Consider the following 20,108-nt stretch of genomic DNA (forward strand, 5'->3'; position numbering starts at 1 on the left):
GCTCAAGTTCGTCTTGCCGCCGGCCGATAGCCTGTCACGAAATCTCTGTTGCGGACTGATTCCATGAATCGCCCTGTCATCGCCGAAACCCGCACCAACCTGGCCTTGCAGACCTACCTCGACGCGTTGCTGCAGGACGCCACCGAGGCGCCGGCGCCCGCGCCGGCGGAGTCGGTGACGCTCGACGAATTCCAGGCGGCGGTGCTGGAGGAACAGCAGCGTGACCAGCAGCGCGATGTGCCGCCACTGGTCATCGTGGCGCCTCGCTCCGAGATCCCGGTGCCGGCGCCCGTGCTCGATATGCCGACGTTGGCGCCGGTGGTGCCGATCGTCGAACCACGTCCGGAACCGCTTGCCGGGCCGCTCGAGCCGAAGCTCGACGGTCAGCCGGACTGGGCGCGGCAACCGTTCGAATGCCTGCTGTTCGATGTCGCCGGGCTGACCCTGGCAGTGCCGCTGGTCTGCCTGGGCTCGATCTATCCGCTCGATGGCCAGGAGCTGACCCCGCTGTTCGGCCAGCCCGACTGGTTCCTCGGCATCCTGCCGAGCCAGGCCGGCAACCTGAAGGTGCTGGACACCGCGCGCTGGGTGATGCCCGACCGCTACCGGGACGACTTCCGCGAGGGGCTGCAGTACGTGATTTCCGTGCAGGGCTATGAGTGGGGCCTGGCGGTGCATCAGGTCAGCCGTTCGATCCGCCTCGATCCGAGCGAGGTCAAGTGGCGTACCCAGCGCACCCAGCGGCCCTGGCTTGCCGGCACGGTGATCGAACACATGTGCGCGCTGATGGATGTCACCGCGCTGGCCGAACTGATCGCCAGCGGCGCGATCCGCCAGCTGCGCCCGCATATCGGCAAGGCGCACTGAGCCATCGAATATTTCGCGGGCCTTGCCCGCACCCGATAGAACGACCGCCATTGCGGTTCTGGAGAAGGTGAGACCTATGAAAATGACCTCCGCGCAGGGTGCCGAAGATCCGGTATTGCAGTGGGTGACGTTCCGACTGGACAACGAGACCTACGGCATCAACGTGATGCAGGTCCAGGAGGTGCTGCGCTACAGCGAGATTGCACCGGTGCCGGGTGCGCCGAGCTACGTGCTGGGCATCATCAACCTGCGCGGCAACGTGGTGACGGTAATCGACACCCGTCAGCGTTTCGGCCTGGCGCCGGCGCCGGTCACCGACAATACTCGCATCGTCATCATCGAGGCCGACCGCCAGGTGATCGGCATCATGGTCGACTCGGTGGCCGAGGTGGTCTACCTGCGCCAGTCGGAGATCGAGACCGCGCCGAACGTCGGCAACGACGAGTCGGCCAAGTTCATCCAGGGCGTGTGCAACAAGAACGGTGAGCTGCTGATCCTGGTCGAACTCGACAAGATGATGAGCGAAGAAGAGTGGGCCGAGCTTGAGAGCATCTGATCGATGTTGATCCTGTCGCTGGTCGCCTCCGTCGTGGCCCTGGCCGTGGGCTGCCTGGGGCTGCTCGGCTTCTGCCTGTGGCTGTTGCGCCAGCAGCGCCGGCAGGCCGAGGAGCAGGCCAGGCGCGATGTCGCGCGCGACCGGCGCATCAAGGAACTCGCCCAGCAGCTCGAGGTGTTCGCCGAGGGCAGCATGCGCATGGGCGAGCGTGTCGACGCGCTCGACCGGGTGCTGGCACCGCTGCCCGAACGCCTGGTCCAGCTCGAACAGCGCGACCCGAACAACTTCTCCTTCTCCCAGGCGGCCAAGCTGGTCGGCATGGGCGCCAGCGTCGACGATCTGACGCAGTCCTGCGGTCTCTCGCAATCGGAGGCCGAGCTGATGAGCAAGCTGCACAAGGCGCGCAACAAGCCCTGAACCGCCGGTCCCGGCCGCGGAACCGTGGCGCTGCCACGCCCTCGAATCCACGTCTGCCATTGATTCGCTTGCGCCCGCGGGGGCGGAGGAGGGGCGATGCTGCGTGCTCTGGTATGCGTGTTGCTGGCGCCGGCCCTGGCCTTGGCCGGCGAAGCGCCCGAGGCGGTGGAGGGTGCCCTGACGGTCAACGTGCAGCAGGCCCGGCAGCTGCACGAGCTGGGGGCCGTGTTCATCGACGTTCGTCCCGAGCGCGAGTGGCGCTGGGGGCATGTCGAGGGGGCGTTGCACCTGGACCTGGCGAGCCGTTTCGGCGACCTGGCCGACCGCGGCCTGCCGCGCCAGGTGCCGCTGGTGGTCTATTGCGACAGCGAGGTCTGCGCCAGCAGCGCGGCGGCCGCCCGCCTGGCGGTGGCCTGGGGCTACCGCCAGGTCTTCTACTTCCGCGAAGGTTATTTCGCCTGGCAGCTGGCGGACTTCCCGCAGGCCAAGGGGCTGGGCGAGCCGGCCTATTTTAGCGCGCTGGCCCGCTGAGGCTCAGTGGCTGTGCCGGTTGCGTCTCGGTCGCCGCGAAACCCGGCGGGCACTTGCCCTTGAGGTACCAGGCGAAGGCGATGATCTCGGCGATGGTGCGGTACAGCGCCTCGGGAATCGCATCGCCCAGTTCCATGCGCGCCAGCAGGCGAACCAGGTCGGCGTTCTCGTAGATCGGCACCTCGTGTTCGCGGGCCAGGGCGAGGATGGCCTCGGCCAGCTCGTCGTCGCCCTTGGCGGTGAGGGTCGGGGCGTTCAGTCCGTCGTAGCTCAGCGCGATGGCCTGCCGGGCGTTGCTGTCGGTCATGCGGTTTCGTCCACGAAGCGTTGCTCCAGCGAAGTGCGCGGGCCCTGCGGCGGCATGCCCTGGCGACAATCGAGTTTGCCGACCTGCAGGCCGGCGGCGAGCAGACGGTCGCGCAGGTTCGCCAGCTCGGCGCTGATCAGCCGGGCTGTCGCCTCACGCTCGGCCCACAGCTGGCTGGACAGGCTGCCGCGCTGGAGCTGGGCTTGCACCTGCAGCGGGCCGAGCGGGGCGAGGTCGAAGGCCAGGTCGACGCGCCAGATCGGCTCGGCCTGTTCCTTGCCGGAATCACGTTGGGCTGTCTCGCGCTGCAGCTTGATCTGCAGCGGGATGATGTCCTGGCGATCGCGCATGGGCAGCTCCAGCTGCCAGGTGGTCAGCTGGTTGCCGTCGGGCAACTGCTGCGACTGCGCCAGGCTCGCCAGTTGGTGCGTCTGCAAGCGGGAAACCGCCGCGGCGGCGAGCTTGAGCAAGGTCTCCAGGTCGGCTTCGCCGTCCATGCCCGGCGGCAGCCGGGCGCCCAGGGGAAAGGCCAGCGCCAGCTGCTGCGCACTGGCCTGGCCAAGCGCACCCAGGGCCTGGCGGGCGAAGGCGGGGAGTGCCTGGCCGAGGCCGGCACTCGCCTGGGCGGCCAGTTGCGTAGTGGCACCCGGCTGGCTCGGCAGCTGCGCCAGCAGGCGCAGCAGTTGGGCCTTGATGTCGGCGGGCGGGCTGCCGACCTGGCCGGCCAGCAGTCGTGCCTCGAGAAACGCGCCGCTGGCGGCGATGGCTTGCGCCAGCGCCTTGGCATCGCCCAGCTGGGCGACCTCCGGCACCAGGCCGAGCAGTTGCGCCGCCGGCGCGCGCAGCGACTCCGGCAGGTTGCCGCCGAGGCCCTGCAGCAGGCGGAACACGCCTTCGAGCGAGGCCTGCCGGCCCTGCTGGCTCGCCAGCTGGCGGGACAGCTGCAGCTGGTCGAGCAGGCCGGTCAGCGGTACGAAGGCCAGCGCTTGGCCGCCCTGGACCTGGGCCGAGAGCAGGCTGCCGAGTGCCAGCGGCTTGCTCGACTCGATCAGCAGGGTCTGCCCGGACAGCGGCGAGTTGAGCAGCTTCAGGGCAATCTGGAAGGACGGCCGGCCGCTGGCGTCGGTGGTCTGGCCGCTGCCGACGACCTTGCCCTGCAGCAGCGTGCCGGCCGGCAGCAGGTCCAGGTCCAGGCTCTGCAGCGGCTGGGCGCGGCCGGGTTGCAGGTGCGCCATCAGGCGGCTGTCGGAGAGCGCGGCGACCGCATAGCTCGCCCCGGGCAGCACCGGTTTAGGGCTGCTCGCCTCGAGGGTGGTCTGGCGGCCGTTGTCCTGGGTCAGGCGCAGCACCAGCTGGAAGCTTTGCACCGCCTCCCTGACCGAGATGACCTCCGCCTGCGCCGTTTCGCCCGCCGCGAGCAGGCCCTGCATGGGCTGCAGCAGGCGTAGCGCGAGGTCCACCGCGGCGGTGCTGCCGCGTGTGGCCGCGGTTGGCGCAAGGGCCGGGACGCTCTTGATCTCAGTCATCTTCCCCTCAAATGCGCTTACAACCTTTAACCTTCGCCACCCTCGGTATCGCGGCTTGGCATGTATAATCGCGACCGCCCGGCTGGCCGCCAAATTATAGCGGCCGGGCCTTATTCATCTTGAGGTGCCGCCAGCGTGACAACCCCTTTCCTCGAAGCCGTGGCGCTCGCCTGCGAGCGGGATTGGCGTCTGCTGTTCGACGGCCTCGATCTGCGCCTCGAGCCGGGGGATATGCTGCAGGTCGCCGGCCCCAACGGCAGTGGCAAGACCAGCCTTCTGCGCCTGCTCTGCGGGCTGATGCAGCCGACCGCCGGCCAGGTGCTGCTCAAGGGCGCATCGCTGCAGGCCCAGCGCGGCGAGCTGGCGCGCAACCTGCTGTGGATCGGCCACGCCGCCGGCATCAAGGGCCTGCTGACCGCCGAGGAGAACCTGGCCTGGCTCTGCGCGCTGCATCAGCCGGCCAGCCACGAGGCCATCTGGCAGGCCCTGGCCAGCGTGGGATTGCGCGGCTTCGAGGATGTTCCCTGCCACACCTTGTCGGCCGGCCAGCAGCGCCGCGTCGGCCTCGCCAGGCTGTACCTGTCGCCGCCGCCGCTGTGGATCCTCGACGAACCCTTCACCGCGCTGGACAAGCACGGCGTCGCCCAGCTCGAGGCGCACCTGGCGCAGCATTGCGAGGCCGGCGGCATGGTGGTGCTGACCACCCATCACAGCCTGGCGCAGATGCCGTCGGGCTACCGCGAACTGGATCTAGGGCAGCGCGCCGCATGAGCAACGTCTTCACGCTTCTGCTGGCCCGCGAGAGCCGCCTGCTGTTCCGCCGGCCGGCCGAGCTGGCCAACCCGCTGGTGTTCTTCGCCATCGTCATCGCGCTATTCCCGCTGGCGGTCGGCCCCGAGTCGCAACTGTTGCAGAGCATTTCCCCCGGGCTGGTCTGGGTCGCCGCGCTGCTGGCCGTGCTGCTCTCGCTGGACGGGCTGTTCCGCAGCGATTTCGAGGACGGCTCGCTCGAACAGTGGGTCGTTTCGCCGCACCCGCTTCCGCTTCTGGTGCTTGCCAAGGTGCTGGCACACTGGGCGTTTTCCGGCCTGGCGCTGGTGCTGCTGGCGCCCCTGCTCGGCCTGATGCTGGGCCTGCCGCTGCGGACGCTGCCGGTGCTGCTGCTGTCGCTGCTACTGGGCACGCCCATCCTCAGCCTGCTCGGCGCAGTCGGCGCCGCGCTGACCGTCGGTCTCAAGCGAGGCGGGTTGCTGCTGGCCCTGCTGATCCTGCCGCTGTACATCCCGGTGCTGATCCTCGGTAGCGGGGCGCTCCAGGCGGCGCTGCAAGGACTGCCCGCTGCCGGCCATCTGTTATGGCTGGCCAGCCTGACCGCGCTGGCGGTTACTCTGACCCCCTTTGCGATTGCCGCTGGCCTGAGAATCAGCGTCGGCGAATGAGGTTTTTCGACAGCCGGAGGCCCTGCGGCCTCCCCGAGCGATGAGTCTAGCGATGAATTGGACGTGGTTTCACAAGCTGGGTTCGCCCAAATGGTTCTATGAGATCAGTGGCCGCTGGCTGCCGTGGCTGGCCTGGGCAGCGCTGCTGCTGATCGCCGTCGGCACCGTCTGGGGGCTGGCTTTCGCACCGCAGGACTACCAGCAGGGCAACAGCTTTCGCATCATCTATATCCACGTGCCGGCCGCCTTCCTCGCCCAGTCGATCTACGTGATGCTGGCGGTGGCCGGCCTCGTCGGGCTGGTGTGGAAGATGAAGCTGGCCGATGTCGCGCTGCAGCAGGCCGCGCCGATCGGTGCCTGGATGACCTTCATCGCGCTGCTGACCGGGGCCGTCTGGGGCAAGCCGACCTGGGGCGCGTGGTGGGTCTGGGATGCCCGCCTGACGTCGATGCTCATCCTCCTGTTCCTGTACTTCGGTGTGATTGCGCTGGGCCAGGCAATCAGCAACCGTGACAGCGCGGCCAAGGCCTGCGCGGTGCTGTCGATCGTCGGCGTGGTGAACATCCCGATCATCAAGTACTCGGTCGAGTGGTGGAACACGCTGCACCAGCCGGCCACGTTCAAGGTCACCGAGAAGCCCGCGATGCCGGTGGAGATGTGGTTGCCGCTGCTGGTGATGGTGATCGGCTTCTACTGCTTCTTCGCCGCGGTGCTGCTGATGCGCATGCGCCTCGAGGTGCTCCGCCGCGAGGCCCGCAGCAGCTGGGTGAAGTCCGAGATCAGAACGCTGGTGGGGAAAGACGCGTGAACTTTTCATCCTTCGCCGATTTCATCGCCATGGGCAACCATGGCCTGTACGTCTGGACGTCCTACGGCATCAGCCTGGCGGTCCTGCTGCTCAACGCCGCGCTGCCGTTGCTGGCGCGCCGGCGCTATCTGCAAGAAGAGGCGCGTCGTCTGCGCCGGGAGGAAATGAAGTGAATCCGGTGCGCAAGAAGCGGCTGTTCATCATCCTGGCGATCCTCGCCGGCGTGGGCATCGCCGTGGCCCTGGCCCTGTCGGCCCTTCAGCAGAACATCAACCTCTTCTACACGCCCAGCCAGATTGCCGCCGGCGAAGCGCCGCAGGGCACGCGCATCCGCGCCGGCGGCCTGGTGGAGCAGGGCTCGGTCGAGCGCAGCAGCGATTCGCTGGGCGTGTCCTTCCGGGTTACCGATGGTGCCAGCACGGTGACCATCCGCTACCAGGGCATCCTGCCGGATCTGTTCCGCGAAGGGCAGGGCATCGTCGCGCTCGGCCGGGTCAACGAACAGGGCGTGCTGGTGGCCGACGAGGTGCTGGCCAAGCACGACGAGAACTACATGCCACCGGAGGTCTCCCAGGCCCTGGAGAAGAGCGGCATGATGAAGCACTACGAGGGCGGCAAGCAGGAGTACCAGCAATGATCCCGGAGCTCGGCCATCTGGCGATGATCCTGGCGCTGTGCCTGGCCGTGGTGCAGGCGACCCTGCCGCTGATCGGTGCCTGGCGCGGCGACCGGCTGTGGATGGGCCTGGGGCAGCCGGCGGCCTATGGCCAGTTCGTCTTCCTCGCCTTCGCCTTCGCCTGCCTGACCCAGGCATTCATGGTCGACGATTTCTCCGTCGCCTATGTGGCGCAGAATTCCAACAGCGCGCTGCCCTGGTACTACAAGTTCAGCGCCGTGTGGGGCGCCCACGAGGGCTCGCTGTTGCTGTGGGCCTTCATCCTCTCTGGCTGGACCTTCGCCGTGGCGATCTTCTCGCGCCAGCTGCCCGAGGACATGCTGGCGCGCGTGCTCGGCGTGATGGGCCTGATCAGCGTCGGCTTCCTGCTGTTCCTCATCGTGACCTCCAACCCCTTCACACGCCTGCTGCCGCAGTCGCCGAGCGACGGCCGCGACCTCAATCCGCTGCTGCAGGACTTCGGCCTGGTGGTCCACCCGCCGATGCTCTACATGGGCTACGTCGGCTTCTCGGTGGCCTTCGCCTTCGCCATCGCCGCGCTGCTCGGCGGCCGGTTGGACGCCGCCTGGGCGCGCTGGTCGCGGCCCTGGACCCTGGTGGCCTGGGCCTTCCTCGGCGTCGGCATTGCGCTGGGCTCATGGTGGGCCTACTACGAGCTCGGCTGGGGCGGCTGGTGGTTCTGGGACCCGGTGGAGAATGCCTCGTTCATGCCCTGGCTGGTCGGCACCGCGCTGATCCACTCGCTGGCGGTGACCGAGAAGCGCGGCGTGTTCAAGAGCTGGACCGTGCTGCTGGCCATCGCCGCGTTCTCGCTGAGCCTGCTGGGAACCTTCCTGGTTCGCTCGGGGGTGCTGACCTCGGTGCATGCGTTCGCCACCGATCCGGCGCGCGGCGTGTTCGTGCTGGTGTTCCTGCTGCTGGTGGTCGGCAGCTCGCTGACGCTGTTCGCCCTGCGTGCACCGGTGGTCAAGAGCCAGGTGGGCTTCGGCCTCTGGTCGCGCGAGACGCTGCTGCTGGTCAACAACCTGCTGCTGGTGGTTGCCACCGCGATGATCCTGCTCGGCACGCTGTATCCGCTGCTGCTCGACGCGCTTTCCGGCGCCAAGCTGTCGGTCGGCCCGCCTTACTTCAATGCCATGTTCGTGCCGCTGATGGGCGCGCTGATGGTCGCCCTGGCCGTCGGCGTGCTGGTGCGCTGGAAGGACACGCCGCTCAAGTGGCTGCTGGGCATGCTCGCGCCGGTGCTGATCGCCAGCGTGGTGCTCGGCGGGCTCGGCTCGCTGCTCTTCGGCGACTTCAACCTGGCCGTGCTGGCGGTCTGCCTGCTGGCGGCCTGGGTGCTGCTGGCATCGGTGCGCGACCTGCTCGACAAGACACGTCACAAGGGCCTGCTCAAGGGTATGCGCAGCCTCAGCCCGAGCTACTGGGGCATGCACCTGGCGCACCTCGGTCTGGCCGTCTGCGCGGTCGGCGTGGTGCTGACCAGCAACCAGAGCGCCGAGCGCGACCTGCGCCTGGCGCCCGGTGAGTCCCTCGAACTGGGCGGCTACCACTTCATCTTCGAAGGGGCGGTGCATCACGAGGGGCCGAACTTCACGTCCGACCGGGCGACCATCCGGGTGCTCGACGAAGGACGCGAGATCGCCACGCTGCACCCGGAGAAGCGCCTGTACACGGTGCAGCAGATGCCGATGACCGAGGCCGGGATCGACCCGGGCTTCACCCGCGATCTCTATGTCGCGCTCGGTGAGCCGCTGGGCGACGGCGCCTGGGCGGTGCGGGTGCATATCAAGCCGTTCGTGCGCTGGATCTGGCTCGGCGGCCTGCTGATGGCCCTGGGCGGTGTGCTCGCGGCGAGCGACCGGCGTTATCGAGTGAAGGTGAAGACCCGCGTGCGCGAGGCGCTGGGCCTGGCTGGACAAGGAGCCTGATGTGAGACGACTGTTGCTGTTGCTGCCGCTGGCGATCTTCCTGGTGGTGGCGGTGTTCCTCTACCGCGGGCTGTTCCTCGATCCGTCGGAGCTGCCATCGGCCCTGATCGGCAAGCCCGTGCCGGCCTTCTCGCTGCCGTCGGTCGACGACGAGCAGCGCCTGTTGACCCAGGACGATCTCAAGGGCAAGCCGGCACTGCTCAACGTCTGGGCGACCTGGTGCGTCGCCTGCAAGGTCGAGCATCCGGTGCTCAACGCGCTGGCCGAGCAGGGTGTGGTGATCCACGGCGTCAACTACAAGGACGACAACGCGGCGGCGCTGAAATGGCTGCGCGAATTCCACAATCCCTACCAGCTCGACATCCGTGACGAGCAGGGCTCGCTGGGGCTCGACCTCGGCGTCTATGGCGCGCCTGAGACCTTCCTCATCGACCGCCAGGGGGTGATCCGCCACAAATTCGTCGGGGTGATCGACGAGCGCGTCTGGCGCGAGCAGCTGGCACCGCTGTACCAGGCGCTGGTGGACGAGAAATGATGCGCTCGCTGGTTGCGACCCTTGGCCTGCTGCTGAGTCTGGCCGTCCACGCCTCGATCGATACCTACGAGTTTCGCGACGAGGCCGAGCGCGAGCGCTATCGCACCCTGACCGAGGAACTGCGCTGCCCGAAGTGCCAGAACCAGAACATCGCCGACTCCAACGCGCCGATCGCCATGGATCTGCGCAAGGAAATCTTCCGCATGCTGGAGGAGGGCCAGAGCAACGAGCAGATCGTCGACTACCTGGTCGCGCGCTACGGTGACTTCGTCCGCTACCGCCCACCGGTGACCCGCACGACCCTGCTGCTCTGGTACGGCCCCGCGGCGCTGCTGGTGCTCGGCTTCGGCGTGCTGATCTTCGTCATCCTGCGCCGCCGTCGCGTGGATAGCGCGCCCGCCGCCCAAACCCTCACCGAAGCCGAGCGCGAGCGCCTGGCCTCCCTGCTGGACAAGAAAGAACCATGATCGATTTCTGGATAGCTGCCGGCCTCCTGCTGCTGGCGGCCCTCGCCATCCTGCTGCTGCCCATCCTGCGGGGACGCAGGGTCCAGGCGGAAGAGGACCGCACCGCGCTCAACGTCGCCCTCTACCAGGAGCGCCTGGCCGAGCTGGCGAGCCAGCACGACGCCGGCATGCTCACCGAGGCGCAGTACCAGGCCGGCAAGGCCGATGCCGCACGCGAGCTGCTGAGCGATACCGAGGATGCCGAGCCGCGGCGCAGCGGCCGGCTCGGGCGTGGCGTGCCGCTGGTCGCCGCCTTGCTGGTGCCGCTGCTCGGCTACGGCCTGTACCTGCATTGGGGCGCCAGCGACAAGCTGCAGTTGGCTCGCCAGTTCGCCGAGCAGCCGCGCTCGATGGAGGAAATGGTGACGCGCCTCGAGCAGGCGGTCGAGGCGCAGCCGGATTCGGCCGAAGGCTGGTACTTCCTTGGGCGTGCCTACATGAGCCAGGAACGCCCGGCCGACTCGGCCAGGGCCTTCGAACGGGTGATCGCGCTGGCCGGGCGCCAGCCGGAGCTGCTCGGGCAGCTGGCCCAGGCCCGTTACTTCGCCGGCGAGCGCCAGTGGAACGACGAATTGCAGGCACTGGCCGACGAGGCGCTCCGTGGCGACCCGAACGACGTCACTACCCTCGGCCTGCTCGGTATCGCGGCCTTCGAAGAGAAGCGTTACGCCGATGCCATCGGCTTCTGGGAGCGGCTGGTCGCTACCCTGCCGGAGCAGGACCCGTCCCGCGAGGCGATCCAGGGTGGCATCGCCCGCGCCCGCCAGGAACTCGGCGATGCGGGTCCGGCGACGGCGGCCAAGCCCGCGGCCGCGCCGGCGGAGGCGGTTCAGTTGAAGGTGCAGGTCCGGCTGGCGACCGAGCTGGCGGACAAGGTCAGCGCCGAGGACAGCGTGTTCGTCTTTGCGCGTGCGGTCTCCGGCCCGGCGATTCCGCTGGCGGTCAAGCGTATCCGCGTGGCCGATCTGCCGGCCGAACTGACCTTGGGCGATGCCGACGCGATGATGCCGCAGCTCAAGCTGTCGAATTATGCCGAGGTCCAGCTGACCGCGCGGATCTCGCGCGAAGGCAATGCAACCAAAGGGCAGTGGATCGGTCAGAGCGAAGTGCTGAAACCGACTGCGCAGGCGGGCGACATCCGTCTGGTCATCGACAGTCCCGAGGGGCAATGAGGCGCAAGACGCGCGTGGTGAGCATCATGGGCAAGCAAAGGAAAGCCGCCTGGCTGGGGCGGGGCGGGGCGATCGCGGGGATGGCGCTGCTGCTGAGCGCCTGTGCCGGAACACCCTATGATCATCGACCGGCGCCCGAGCCGTCCCGGCCGATCCCGCGCAGCGCTCCCAGCGGCCCGGTCATCGCACCTCCGCCGATCCAGACCCCGCAGGCACCGCGCGCGCCCAGCGTGCAGCGCAGCCACCCACGCTATGCGCCGCCGCCTTACGGCAGCGCCCACTGGGACAATCGCCTTGGCGTCTACGTGGTCGAGGGCACCGAGCTGTTCTACCGCGACCGTCTCTACTATCGCTGGGATGGCGACTGGTTCTGCGCCGGCCGCCCCGATGGTCCCTGGGAGCCGGTGGCGCCGCCGAGCGTACCGCCCGGATTGCGCGGCCACCGTTGAGCGCGCCGGCTGGCACGTTCGGCCCATCTGCCGCTAAAGCCGCGCCCGGTGATGCCGATAAGGAAAGTGTCCGCGCTCGCTACCGAGCGCGGCCCAGCCACTGAGTGCATCGGAGTCGATCGTCATGAATGCTTGCGTCAAACGTCTCGAGGAAACCGGCAGCGCCTTGCGCAGTGCGCTGGCGAACCAGGACTGGGCGGCGATCAGCATGCTCGATCGCGAGTGCCGGCTGGCCGTCGAGCAAGCCATGCACGAGCCGCAGCGCGACGAGGCGCTGGTACGCCAGAGCATGCAGGCGTTGCTCGATCTGTACCGCGACCTGGTCGGCAGCTGCCAGAGCGAGCAGCGGCGGATCGCCGCCGAACTGCTGCAGCTCAACCAGTCCAAGCAGGGCGCCAAGGTCTATCAGTTGTTCGGCTGAAACGCCGATAGCGTTTCCCCTCGCGGCGCAATGTCGCACTCCAGCCTGCGGGCCCTGGCCCAGACATGACGGAACTTTCCTGCCCCTGGCGGCGACCTAGTTAGAGAGGGTGCGCCGCGCGTGCAATATCCCTGCAATTCGTGGTCTTAATCGCTGTAATTTTGACTGGTTTGCAACCTGGTCCGGCTTTGCGCGATAGCTGCACGATCAGCGCTGCCGCTCACTCATCTGCTGTGCACATCTACACCTTTAGCCGAAGTGGTCTGTCAGTAATTTGACTCGGTTCTCTTTTTCTAATTAACTAGCGGCTCGCTGCCGATGGTGATCGTCCTCAGGGATTCGAGCGCAGGCATCCTCCCAGAAATCAGGGCCCTATAAACAAGATGTGGCGTGATACCAAGATTTTGTTGATAGACGATGACTGTGATCGTCGGCGCGATATGACCGTCATCCTGAGCTTTCTCAGCGAGGACCACCTGACCTGTTCGAGCGCCGACTGGCGCAACGTGGTTGGCGAGCTGGAGTCGACCAGCGGCATCCTCGCCGCGCTGGTCGGCCAGGTCGACGCCCGCGGTGGTGCCGCCGAACTGCTCAAGCAGCTGGCGCAATGGGACGAGCAACTGCCGCTGGTCCTGCTCGGCGAGCCGGCGCCCGCGGAATGGCCTGAAGAGGCGCGGCGCCGGGTGCTGACGAGCCTGGAAATGCCGCCGAGTTACAACAAGCTGCTCGACTCGCTGCATCGGGCGCAGATCTATCGCGAGATGACCCAGGCCAAGGGCCGCGGTCGGCAGCGCGAGACCAACCTGTTCCGCAGCCTGGTCGGCACCAGCCGCGCTGTGCAGCATGTGCGGCAGATGATGCAGCAGGTTGCCGATACCGATGCCAGCGTGCTGATCCTCGGCGAGTCCGGTACCGGCAAGGAAGTGGTCGCACGCAACCTTCACTACCATTCCAAGCGCCGCCAGGCGCCGTTCGTGCCGGTCAACTGCGGCGCGATACCGGCCGAGCTGCTGGAAAGCGAGCTGTTCGGCCACGAGAAGGGCGCCTTCACCGGCGCGATCACTGCCCGGGCAGGGCGCTTCGAGCTGGCCGAGGGCGGCACGCTGTTCCTCGACGAGATCGGCGACATGCCGCTGCCGATGCAGGTCAAGCTGCTGCGCGTGCTGCAGGAGCGCACCTTCGAGCGCGTCGGCAGCAACCGCACCCAGCAGGCCGACGTGCGGATCATCGCGGCGACCCACAAGGACCTGGAGAAGATGATCGAGGAGGGGACCTTCCGCGAGGACCTCTACTACCGCCTCAATGTCTTCCCCATCGAGATGGCGCCATTGCGCGAGCGCGTGGAAGACATTCCGCTGTTGCTCAACGAGCTGATCTCGCGCATGGAGCACGAGAAGCGCGGTTCGATCCGCTTCAACTCGGCGGCGATCATGTCGCTGTGCCGCCACGACTGGCCGGGCAACATCCGCGAGCTGGCCAACCTGGTCGAGCGCATGGCGATCATGCATCCGTACGGGGTCATCGGCGTCATGGAGCTGCCGAAGAAGTTCCGCCATGTCGACGATGACGACGAGCAGTACGCCAGCGCCATGCAGGACGACCTCGAAGAGCGCGCGGCGATCAACGCGCCGATGGCCGTCGCCGATGCCCACGCGATGCTGCCGGCCGAGGGGCTGGACCTCAAGGAGTACCTCGGCAACCTCGAGCAGGGCCTGATCCACCAGGCGCTGGAGGATGCCGGCGGAGTCGTGGCGCGCGCCGCCGAGCGGCTGCGCATCCGGCGCACCACGCTGGTGGAGAAGATGCGCAAGTACGGCATGAACCGGCGCGAAGACGAAGCAGCCGAATGATCCTCTGCAGGTGACCGTTCGCCGGTCACCCCGCTGCCTGCGGCCGGCAAGGCACGAACATTGCTCCAGGTTCCCGGACGTTCCATTTCTTTGACGGAGCCGAGCGGAGCCGTGACCACAGCCGCCAGCCACGCAGTTGCCCATCCCCCGAGCGCCACGCCGCCTGAACAGGCGCTGGAAGAGCTGGCACGCCTGTCGCGGCAGCTCGACATTTCCTACGGCCAGGTCGAGGCGCGGGTCGCCGAGCTGACCGGCCAGCTCGAGGCCGCCAGCGCACAGCGCCGCCAGGATATCGCCGAGAAGGCCCGCCTGGCGCAGCGGCACCAATACCTGCTCGACCTGCTGCCCGGCGGCGTGGTGGTCATCGACGGCCAGGGCGTGATCGACGAGGCCAACCCGGCCGCCCACGAGCTGCTCGGCGGCGAGCTGGTGGGCCGGCTCTGGCGCGAGGTCATCGCCCGCTGCTTCGCGCCGCGCGGTGACGATGGCCATGAGGTTTCCCTGCGCGACGGCCGCCGCCTGTCCATCGCCACCCGATCGCTGGGCGACGAGCCAGGCCAGCTGGTCCTGCTGACGGACCTCACCGAAACCCGGCGCCTGCAGGACCAGCTGTCGCGTCATCAGCGCCTTTCCTCGCTGGGGCGGATGGTCGCGTCCCTGGCGCACCAGGTGCGTACGCCGCTGTCCGCGGCGCTGCTGTATGCCAGCCATCTGCAGCAAGGTGGCCTGTCCGACGAGCAGCAGCGACGTTTCGCCGAGCGCCTCAAGGCGCGCCTGGGCGACATGGAGCGCCAGGTGCGTGACATGCTGGTGTTTGCCCGCGGCGACCTGCCGCTCGGCGACCGCCTGGGCCCGGCCGAGCTGTTCGACGCCCTGCGCGAGGCCGGCGAACCGCTGGTCGAGGGCTGCCAGCTGCGCTGGCAGTGCGACGCCGGTGCCGGCGAGCTGTTGTGCAACCGCGAAACCCTGGTCGGTGCGATCTGCAACCTGCTGGAGAATGCCCGGCAGGCCGCCGGCGAGCAGGCCCGTCTGAAGGTGCATGCCTATCGCCGCGGCGACGAGCTGCGCCTGTGCATCAGTGACAACGGCCCGGGTATCGAGCCGGCTGTACTGGCGCGGCTGGGCGAGCCCTTCTTCACCACCCGTGCGGCCGGAACCGGGCTTGGCCTGGCCGTGGCCATGGCGGTCGTCCGAGCGCATCACGGCAGCCTGCGGCTGCGTTCGCGGCTTGGCCGCGGTACCTGCGTCCAGCTCCGCCTGCCGCTGTTGTTCACGCAGGTGCGTGATGAGCGCTGAGGCCATGGTCCGCATCCTGCTGGTCGAGGACGACGCGGCGTTGCGCGAGGCGCTCGGCGATACTCTCGAGCTCGCCGGCTACGATTACCACCCGGTCGCCAGTGCCGAGGCGGCGCTGGCAGCGCTCGATACCCAGCGTTTCACGCTGGTGGTCAGCGATGTGAACATGCCGGGCATGGATGGCCACGGCCTGCTGTGCAGCTTGCGCCGCCAGCATCCCGGGCTGCCGGTGATCCTGATGACTGCCTTCGCCGAGGTGGAAAAGGCGGTCGAAGCCATGCGCCAGGGTGCGCTGGACTATCTGGTCAAACCCTTCGAGCCGGCTCGGCTGCTGGCGCTGATTGCCCGTCATGCCGGTGCTGGCGTCCGGTCGCCGGCCGATACCGGCCCGGTCGCACGCGAGCCCGCCAGCCTGCGCCTGCTGGCGCTCGCCGAGCGGGTGGCGCGCAGCGATTCGACGGTGCTGATTTCCGGGGAGTCGGGCACCGGCAAGGAGGTGCTGGCGCGTTATGTCCATGAGCGCTCGTCGCGCGCCGAGCGGCCGTTCGTGGCGATCAACTGTGCGGCGATCCCGGACACCATGCTCGAGGCCACCCTGTTCGGCCACGAGAAGGGCGCCTTCACCGGTGCGCTCACCGCGCAGCCGGGTAAGTTCGAGCAGGCCAACGGCGGCACCCTGCTGCTGGACGAAATCTCCGAGATGCCGCTGGCGCTGCAGGCCAAGCTGCTGCGTGTGCTGCAGGAGCGCGAGGTGGAGCGGGTCGGCGGACGCCAGCCGGTGCTGCTGGATATCCGCATCCTGGCCACCACCAACCGCGACATCCAGGCGGAAGTCGCCGCCGGCCGGTTTCGTGAGGATCTTTTCTATCGGCTCTCGGTGTTCCCGCTGAGCTGGCCGCCGCTGCGCGAGCGGCGCGGCGACATCCTGCCGCTGGCCGAGCGGCTGCTGGCCCGGCATGCGGCGCGCCAGGGGCTGGAGCGGGTGCGGTTGTCGGAACAGGCCGGCCGCAGCCTGGTCGAGCACGACTGGCCCGGCAACGTGCGCGAGCTGGACAACGCCATCCAGCGTGCGCTGATCCTGCAGCAGGATGGCGTGATCGAGGCGGCCGACCTATTCCTCGGGCGCGCGCCGCTCGTGCCGGAGCCTGCCGCTGCCGAAGCGGTCGCCGCCGCGCCGGCGAGCCCGCTGGGCGATGACCTGCGACGGCGCGAGTACCAGCTGATCATCGATACCCTGCGCGCCGAACGCGGGCGGCGCAAGGAGGCGGCCGAGCGCCTGGGCATCAGCCCGCGCACCCTGCGCTACAAGCTGGCGCAGATGCGCGACGCCGGGCTGGACGTCGAGGGCGAGCTGTTCGGCTGAGCCCGTTTCCCTGGCCGGTGATACGCTTGCGCGACTCGACATCTGGAGATCGGCTTGTGAACGAGGCTTTCTGGCATGAGCGCTGGTCGCGCAACGAAATCGGCTTTCACCTGAGCGAGGTCAACCCCTACCTGCTGCGCTACTGGTCGTCGCTCGGGTTGCCTGACGGGGCACGGGTGCTGGTGCCGCTGTGCGGCAAGTCGCTGGACATGGCCTGGCTGCTCAGTCAGGGCTTTGCGGTGCTCGGCGTCGAGCTCAGCGAAAAGGCCGTGCGCGCCTTCTTCGACGAGCAGGGGCTGGTGCCCGAGGTCGAGCCCGCGGGTGCCTTCCTGCGCTTTCGCGCCGGTGCGCTGGAAATCCTCTGTGGCGATATCTTCGCCCTGACAGCCGAGCAGGTTGCCGGCTGCACGGCGGTCTACGACCGCGCCGCGCTGATTGCCCTGCCGCCTGATGCCCGCGCGCGCTATGCCGGACACCTCGGCGAGCTGCTGCAAGCGCCGGCCCGGCAGCTGCTGATTACCATCGAGTATCCGCAGGAGCAGATGGACGGGCCGCCGTTCTGCGTCGCCGAGGCGGAAGTGTCGAGTCTCTACGGCCCCGGCTGGCAGATCACCCGGTTGCTGCGTGAGGATGTGTTGCAGCAGAACCGCAAGTTCCTCGAGCGCGGGCTCGGCAGGCTCGAGGAGTGCGTCTATCGGCTGGAGCGGCGGTGAGCGGTGCCGCGTCGGTTAAACAAAAAGGGCGACTCGCGTCGCCCTTTTGCGTGCAGCCGGTGATCAGCCGCGCTGGCGCAGTGCCTCGATGCGGTCGTCCAGCGACGGGTGGGTCATGAACAGGCCGGCCATGCCGTGCTTGAGCGCACCGTTGATGCCGAATGCCTTCATGCTGTCGGGCATCTGCACCGGCACGCCCTGTTCCACCTGCAGCCGGCGCAGGGCGCCGATCATGGCTTGGGTGCCGGCCAGCTGGGCGCCGGCTTCGTCGGCGCGGTATTCACGTTTGCGCGAGAACCACATGACGATGATGCTGGCGAGAATGCCGAGCACCAGTTCGGCGAAGATGGTCGCGACGAAGTAGCCGATACCCTGGCCTTCCTCGTTCTTCAGGATGGCCTTGTCGACGAAGTTGCCGAAGATGCGCGCGAAGAACATCACGAAGGTGTTCACCACGCCCTGAATCAGCGCCAGCGTCACCATGTCGCCGTTGGCCACGTGGCCGATTTCGTGAGCGAGCACGGCGCGCACCTCGTCCGGCGAGAAGCGCTCGAGCAGGCCCTGGCTCACGGCGACCAGCGCATCGTTGCGATTCCAGCCGGTGGCGAAGGCGTTCGCCTCGTAGGCGGGGAAGATGCCGACCTCCGGCATCTTGATGCCGGCCTCGCGCGACAGTTGCTCGACGGTCTGCAGCAGCCACTGCTCGTGGCGGGTGCGCGGCTGGCTGATGATCTCGGTGCGGGTGCTCATCTTGGCCATCCACTTGGAGATGAACAGCGAGACGAGCGAGCCGGCGAAGCCGAACACGGCGCAAAACACCAGCAGGCTGCCGTAATTCTGGCCGGTGTAGCGGTCGACCCCGAGAACCTTCAGGGTGATGCTGGCGATCAGCAGCACCGCGAGGTTGGTGGCCAGGAACAGGAAAATGCGCATCATGTTGCGGCTGACTCCAGCGGAAAGAGAGAACGATAGGCTATATAAGGCCCGGTCCGGGGCGATTCAACCGAGCGACTATTTCAAGCTATGTCGCTTGCCGGGGCCGAGCCAGACGCGGCGGCAGGGCGAAACAACCAGCGCGACAGCGCGGCGATCCGCTCGCTGTCGCTATCCCTGAGGGCCTGGCGCAACTGGTGCGCCAGGCTGCCGTTGACGCGGCTGACGCTGGCCGGCAGCAGGGCGTCGTGGGCAGCGCCGGGAACGGGGCTGGTCAGGCGCAGGAAGCCCTTTTCGCTGAGCACGGCCTGGTCGAGCGCCTCGAAGCGGATGGTCGTCTCGAAGCGCAGGTAGCCTTCGTCGGCCAGCCACAGCAGCGCGCCGAGGCAGCCCTGGTGGCGCTTGCTCGGCAGGCCGAATTCGTCCGGCTCCTCGCGGCCGATCAGGTCTTCCACGTAGAGCGCGATCTTGCGCGGAAAGGCCTGGTAGAGCGCCAGCAGGCCTGCGGCCGCATCGCGGTAGAAGTCGTCGATGTGCAGGTCCATGCCGGCTACTGCTGGTAGGTCCGCAGGAAGTTGCCGATGCGGCCGATGGCCTGCTCCAGGTCGTCGACCCGCGGCAGGGTGACGACACGGAAATGGTCCGGCCACGGCCAGTTGAAGGCGGTGCCCTGGACGACCAGCAGCTTCTCCGAGAGCAGCAGGTCGAGGACAAACTTCTCGTCGTTGTGGATCGGACAGATCTTCGGGTCGATGCGCGGGAACGCGTAGAGCGCGCCCATCGGCTTGACGCAGCTGACGCCGGGGATGTCGTTGAGCAGTTCCCAGCTGCGATTGCGCTGCTCGAGCAGGCGGCCGGGCGGCAGCACCAGGTCGTTGATGCTCTGGTAGCCGCCCAGTGCGGTCTGGATCGCATGCTGCGCCGGCACGTTGGCGCACAGGCGCATGTTGGCGAGGATATCCAGGCCTTCGATGTAGCTCTGCGCCTTCTGCTTCGGGCCGGAGATAGCCACCCAGCCGGAGCGGAAACCCGCCACGCGGTAGGACTTGGACAAGCCGTTGAAGGTCAGGCAGAGCACGTCCGGCGCCAGCGAGGCGGTGGAAACGTGCACGGCGTCATCGTAGAGGATCTTGTCGTAGATCTCGTCGGAGAAGATCACCAGGCGGTGCTGGCGCGCCAGCTCGACCATGCCCTCGAGCACTTCCTTCGGATATACCGCGCCGGTCGGGTTGTTCGGGTTGATCAGCACCAGAGCCTTGGTGTTGGGCGTGATCTTGGCCTTCATGTCCTGCAGGTCCGGCCACCAGTTGGCCTGCTCGTCGCACAGGTAGTGCACCGGCTTGCCGCCGGCCAGGCTCACGGCGGCGGTCCACAGCGGGTAGTCCGGGGCCGGGATCAGCACTTCGTCGCCGTTGTTCAGCAGCGCCTGCATGGACATGACGATCAGCTCGGACACGCCGTTACCGAGGTAGATGTCCTCGATGCCGACGCCTTCGACCTGCTTCTGCTGGTAGTACTGCATGATCGCCTTGCGGGCGCTGAACAGGCCTTTGGAGTCGCTGTAGCCCTGGGCGGTCGGCAGGTTGCGGATGACGTCCTGGAGAATCTCCTCGGGGGCCTCGAAACCGAACGGCGCCGGGTTGCCGATGTTCAGCTTGAGGATGCGATGGCCTTCCTCTTCCAGGCGTTTGGCGTGCTTGAGCACCGGCCCGCGAATGTCGTAGCAGACATTGGCGAGCTTGTTCGATTTGCTGACCTGCATGATTCCAGAATGTCCCGAAGTGACGCGCGCCTGATCCGGACGGGGCCGCG

Annotated in this window: 24 protein-coding genes; 19 read left to right on the forward strand and 5 right to left on the reverse strand. The window is 67.8% G+C overall.

The features are described 5' to 3' along the window. Positions 1 to 63 precede the first annotated feature (63 nt). The 4 genes from L3N39_RS11855 to L3N39_RS11870 all read left to right on the forward strand — a co-directional run bounded on the left by L3N39_RS11855 (position 64) and on the right by L3N39_RS11870 (position 2,371). Positions 64 to 867 (forward strand): CheW domain-containing protein, encoded by an 804-nt coding sequence (locus L3N39_RS11855; RefSeq protein WP_237257545.1) that lies wholly within the window; start codon positions 64 to 66, stop codon positions 865 to 867. Positions 868 to 943: 76 nt separating this feature from the next. Continuing rightward, positions 944 to 1,423: a chemotaxis protein CheW gene (locus L3N39_RS11860; protein ID WP_237257546.1), complete on the forward strand. Its 480-nt coding sequence runs from the start codon at positions 944 to 946 to the stop codon at positions 1,421 to 1,423. A 3-nt stretch (positions 1,424 to 1,426) separates the two neighbouring features. Next, a complete protein-coding gene (locus L3N39_RS11865) occupies positions 1,427 to 1,840 on the forward strand; it encodes a DUF2802 domain-containing protein (RefSeq protein ID WP_237257547.1) in 414 nt (137 codons plus the stop codon). A 96-nt stretch (positions 1,841 to 1,936) separates the two neighbouring features. Continuing rightward, positions 1,937 to 2,371: a rhodanese-like domain-containing protein gene (locus L3N39_RS11870; protein ID WP_237257548.1), complete on the forward strand. Its 435-nt coding sequence runs from the start codon at positions 1,937 to 1,939 to the stop codon at positions 2,369 to 2,371. Here the strand turns inward: L3N39_RS11870 and L3N39_RS11875 are convergent. Together L3N39_RS11875 and L3N39_RS11880 are read right to left on the reverse strand one after the other, a co-directional pair. Continuing rightward, entirely contained in the window at positions 2,352 to 2,678 is a 327-nt protein-coding gene (locus tag L3N39_RS11875; RefSeq protein WP_237257549.1) for an EscU/YscU/HrcU family type III secretion system export apparatus switch protein, read from the reverse strand. The genes L3N39_RS11870 and L3N39_RS11875 overlap by 20 nt on opposite strands. After that, the gene (locus tag L3N39_RS11880; protein ID WP_237257550.1) at positions 2,675 to 4,204 is read right to left on the reverse strand and encodes a flagellar hook-length control protein FliK; all 1,530 of its coding nucleotides are present in this window, start codon (positions 4,202 to 4,204) and stop codon (positions 2,675 to 2,677) included. The genes L3N39_RS11875 and L3N39_RS11880 overlap by 4 nt, the downstream gene beginning before the upstream one ends. 135 nt (positions 4,205 to 4,339) lie before the next feature. Between L3N39_RS11880 and ccmA the strand changes: the two genes are divergently transcribed. The 15 genes from ccmA to L3N39_RS11955 all read left to right on the forward strand — a co-directional run bounded on the left by ccmA (position 4,340) and on the right by L3N39_RS11955 (position 17,363). Further along, on the forward strand, positions 4,340 to 4,975 hold the full coding sequence (gene ccmA, locus L3N39_RS11885; protein ID WP_237257551.1) for a cytochrome c biogenesis heme-transporting ATPase CcmA: 636 nt from the start codon (positions 4,340 to 4,342) through the stop codon (positions 4,973 to 4,975). Next, on the forward strand, positions 4,972 to 5,643 hold the full coding sequence (ccmB, locus tag L3N39_RS11890) for a heme exporter protein CcmB (RefSeq protein WP_237257552.1): 672 nt from the start codon (positions 4,972 to 4,974) through the stop codon (positions 5,641 to 5,643). Before ccmA ends, ccmB begins: the two co-directional genes overlap by 4 nt. Positions 5,644 to 5,695: 52 nt before the next feature. After that, positions 5,696 to 6,451 carry a heme ABC transporter permease gene (locus tag L3N39_RS11895; RefSeq protein WP_237257553.1) on the forward strand — a complete coding sequence of 252 codons (756 nt, stop codon included), beginning with the start codon at positions 5,696 to 5,698 and terminating at the stop codon, positions 6,449 to 6,451. After that, positions 6,448 to 6,624 (forward strand): heme exporter protein CcmD, encoded by a 177-nt coding sequence (gene ccmD / locus L3N39_RS11900; RefSeq protein ID WP_237257554.1) that lies wholly within the window; start codon positions 6,448 to 6,450, stop codon positions 6,622 to 6,624. The genes L3N39_RS11895 and ccmD overlap by 4 nt, the downstream gene beginning before the upstream one ends. Next, a complete protein-coding gene (gene ccmE, locus L3N39_RS11905; RefSeq protein WP_237257555.1) occupies positions 6,621 to 7,088 on the forward strand; it encodes a cytochrome c maturation protein CcmE in 468 nt (155 codons plus the stop codon). The genes ccmD and ccmE overlap by 4 nt, the downstream gene beginning before the upstream one ends. Beyond that, positions 7,085 to 9,058 (forward strand): heme lyase CcmF/NrfE family subunit, encoded by a 1,974-nt coding sequence (locus tag L3N39_RS11910; protein ID WP_237257556.1) that lies wholly within the window; start codon positions 7,085 to 7,087, stop codon positions 9,056 to 9,058. Before ccmE ends, L3N39_RS11910 begins: the two co-directional genes overlap by 4 nt. Before the next feature lies 1 nt (position 9,059). Further along, entirely contained in the window at positions 9,060 to 9,593 is a 534-nt protein-coding gene (locus tag L3N39_RS11915; protein ID WP_237257557.1) for a DsbE family thiol:disulfide interchange protein, read from the forward strand. Then, positions 9,593 to 10,060 carry a cytochrome c-type biogenesis protein gene (locus L3N39_RS11920; protein ID WP_237257827.1) on the forward strand — a complete coding sequence of 156 codons (468 nt, stop codon included), beginning with the start codon at positions 9,593 to 9,595 and terminating at the stop codon, positions 10,058 to 10,060. Before L3N39_RS11915 ends, L3N39_RS11920 begins: the two co-directional genes overlap by 1 nt. Further along, positions 10,057 to 11,271 carry a c-type cytochrome biogenesis protein CcmI gene (gene ccmI, locus L3N39_RS11925; protein WP_237257558.1) on the forward strand — a complete coding sequence of 405 codons (1,215 nt, stop codon included), beginning with the start codon at positions 10,057 to 10,059 and terminating at the stop codon, positions 11,269 to 11,271. Before L3N39_RS11920 ends, ccmI begins: the two co-directional genes overlap by 4 nt. Positions 11,272 to 11,297: 26 nt before the next feature. Beyond that, a complete protein-coding gene (locus tag L3N39_RS11930; RefSeq protein ID WP_237257828.1) occupies positions 11,298 to 11,720 on the forward strand; it encodes a hypothetical protein in 423 nt (140 codons plus the stop codon). Positions 11,721 to 11,844: 124 nt separating this feature from the next. Continuing rightward, positions 11,845 to 12,141, forward strand: coding sequence for a flagellar protein FliT (locus L3N39_RS11935; protein WP_237257559.1), 297 nt, complete (start codon positions 11,845 to 11,847; stop codon positions 12,139 to 12,141). Positions 12,142 to 12,524: 383 nt separating this feature from the next. Beyond that, complete coding sequence (locus tag L3N39_RS11940; RefSeq protein ID WP_237257560.1) at positions 12,525 to 13,991, forward strand: sigma-54 dependent transcriptional regulator; 1,467 nt, start codon at positions 12,525 to 12,527, stop codon at positions 13,989 to 13,991. A 111-nt stretch (positions 13,992 to 14,102) separates the two neighbouring features. Beyond that, positions 14,103 to 15,287 carry a sensor histidine kinase gene (locus tag L3N39_RS11945; RefSeq protein ID WP_237257561.1) on the forward strand — a complete coding sequence of 395 codons (1,185 nt, stop codon included), beginning with the start codon at positions 14,103 to 14,105 and terminating at the stop codon, positions 15,285 to 15,287. A 4-nt stretch (positions 15,288 to 15,291) separates the two neighbouring features. Then, the gene (locus tag L3N39_RS11950) at positions 15,292 to 16,650 is read left to right on the forward strand and encodes a sigma-54-dependent transcriptional regulator (protein WP_237257830.1); all 1,359 of its coding nucleotides are present in this window, start codon (positions 15,292 to 15,294) and stop codon (positions 16,648 to 16,650) included. A gap of 56 nt (positions 16,651 to 16,706) precedes the next feature. After that, entirely contained in the window at positions 16,707 to 17,363 is a 657-nt protein-coding gene (locus L3N39_RS11955) for a thiopurine S-methyltransferase (RefSeq protein ID WP_237257562.1), read from the forward strand. Positions 17,364 to 17,426: 63 nt separating this feature from the next. On the opposite strand, the gene htpX is transcribed toward L3N39_RS11955, so the two are convergent. From htpX to L3N39_RS11970, 3 genes are all read right to left on the reverse strand, one after another. Continuing rightward, positions 17,427 to 18,299, reverse strand: coding sequence for a protease HtpX (htpX, locus tag L3N39_RS11960; RefSeq protein ID WP_237257563.1), 873 nt, complete (start codon positions 18,297 to 18,299; stop codon positions 17,427 to 17,429). An 80-nt stretch (positions 18,300 to 18,379) separates the two neighbouring features. Continuing rightward, the gene (locus L3N39_RS11965; RefSeq protein ID WP_237257564.1) at positions 18,380 to 18,841 is read right to left on the reverse strand and encodes a hypothetical protein; all 462 of its coding nucleotides are present in this window, start codon (positions 18,839 to 18,841) and stop codon (positions 18,380 to 18,382) included. Between the two features lie 5 nt (positions 18,842 to 18,846). Beyond that, entirely contained in the window at positions 18,847 to 20,058 is a 1,212-nt protein-coding gene (locus L3N39_RS11970) for a pyridoxal phosphate-dependent aminotransferase (RefSeq protein WP_237257565.1), read from the reverse strand. Positions 20,059 to 20,108 lie beyond the last annotated feature (50 nt).

Origin of the sequence: Pseudomonas oligotrophica (genome assembly GCF_021726475.1) — a bacterium.
GTDB lineage: Bacteria > Pseudomonadota > Gammaproteobacteria > Pseudomonadales > Pseudomonadaceae > Stutzerimonas > Stutzerimonas oligotrophica.

Excerpts from the sequence above, each read along its gene's own strand:
- L3N39_RS11855 (WP_237257545.1), top strand. The coding sequence starts at position 64 with ATGAATCGCCCTGTCATCGCCGAAACCCGCACCAACCTGGCCTTGCAG.
- L3N39_RS11970 (WP_237257565.1), bottom strand. The coding sequence starts at position 20,058 with ATGCAGGTCAGCAAATCGAACAAGCTCGCCAATGTCTGCTACGACATT.
- L3N39_RS11950 (WP_237257830.1), top strand. The coding sequence starts at position 15,292 with ATGGTCCGCATCCTGCTGGTCGAGGACGACGCGGCGTTGCGCGAGGCG.
- L3N39_RS11875 (WP_237257549.1), bottom strand. The coding sequence starts at position 2,678 with ATGACCGACAGCAACGCCCGGCAGGCCATCGCGCTGAGCTACGACGGA.
- L3N39_RS11860 (WP_237257546.1), top strand. The coding sequence starts at position 944 with ATGAAAATGACCTCCGCGCAGGGTGCCGAAGATCCGGTATTGCAGTGG.
- L3N39_RS11880 (WP_237257550.1), bottom strand. The coding sequence starts at position 4,204 with ATGACTGAGATCAAGAGCGTCCCGGCCCTTGCGCCAACCGCGGCCACA.
- L3N39_RS11870 (WP_237257548.1), top strand. The coding sequence starts at position 1,937 with ATGCTGCGTGCTCTGGTATGCGTGTTGCTGGCGCCGGCCCTGGCCTTG.
- L3N39_RS11865 (WP_237257547.1), top strand. The coding sequence starts at position 1,427 with ATGTTGATCCTGTCGCTGGTCGCCTCCGTCGTGGCCCTGGCCGTGGGC.
- L3N39_RS11965 (WP_237257564.1), bottom strand. The coding sequence starts at position 18,841 with ATGGACCTGCACATCGACGACTTCTACCGCGATGCGGCCGCAGGCCTG.
- L3N39_RS11910 (WP_237257556.1), top strand. The coding sequence starts at position 7,085 with ATGATCCCGGAGCTCGGCCATCTGGCGATGATCCTGGCGCTGTGCCTG.
- ccmI (WP_237257558.1), top strand. The coding sequence starts at position 10,057 with ATGATCGATTTCTGGATAGCTGCCGGCCTCCTGCTGCTGGCGGCCCTC.
- L3N39_RS11935 (WP_237257559.1), top strand. The coding sequence starts at position 11,845 with ATGAATGCTTGCGTCAAACGTCTCGAGGAAACCGGCAGCGCCTTGCGC.
- L3N39_RS11930 (WP_237257828.1), top strand. The coding sequence starts at position 11,298 with ATGGGCAAGCAAAGGAAAGCCGCCTGGCTGGGGCGGGGCGGGGCGATC.
- L3N39_RS11940 (WP_237257560.1), top strand. The coding sequence starts at position 12,525 with ATGTGGCGTGATACCAAGATTTTGTTGATAGACGATGACTGTGATCGT.
- htpX (WP_237257563.1), bottom strand. The coding sequence starts at position 18,299 with ATGATGCGCATTTTCCTGTTCCTGGCCACCAACCTCGCGGTGCTGCTG.
- L3N39_RS11920 (WP_237257827.1), top strand. The coding sequence starts at position 9,593 with ATGCGCTCGCTGGTTGCGACCCTTGGCCTGCTGCTGAGTCTGGCCGTC.
- L3N39_RS11895 (WP_237257553.1), top strand. The coding sequence starts at position 5,696 with ATGAATTGGACGTGGTTTCACAAGCTGGGTTCGCCCAAATGGTTCTAT.
- ccmB (WP_237257552.1), top strand. The coding sequence starts at position 4,972 with ATGAGCAACGTCTTCACGCTTCTGCTGGCCCGCGAGAGCCGCCTGCTG.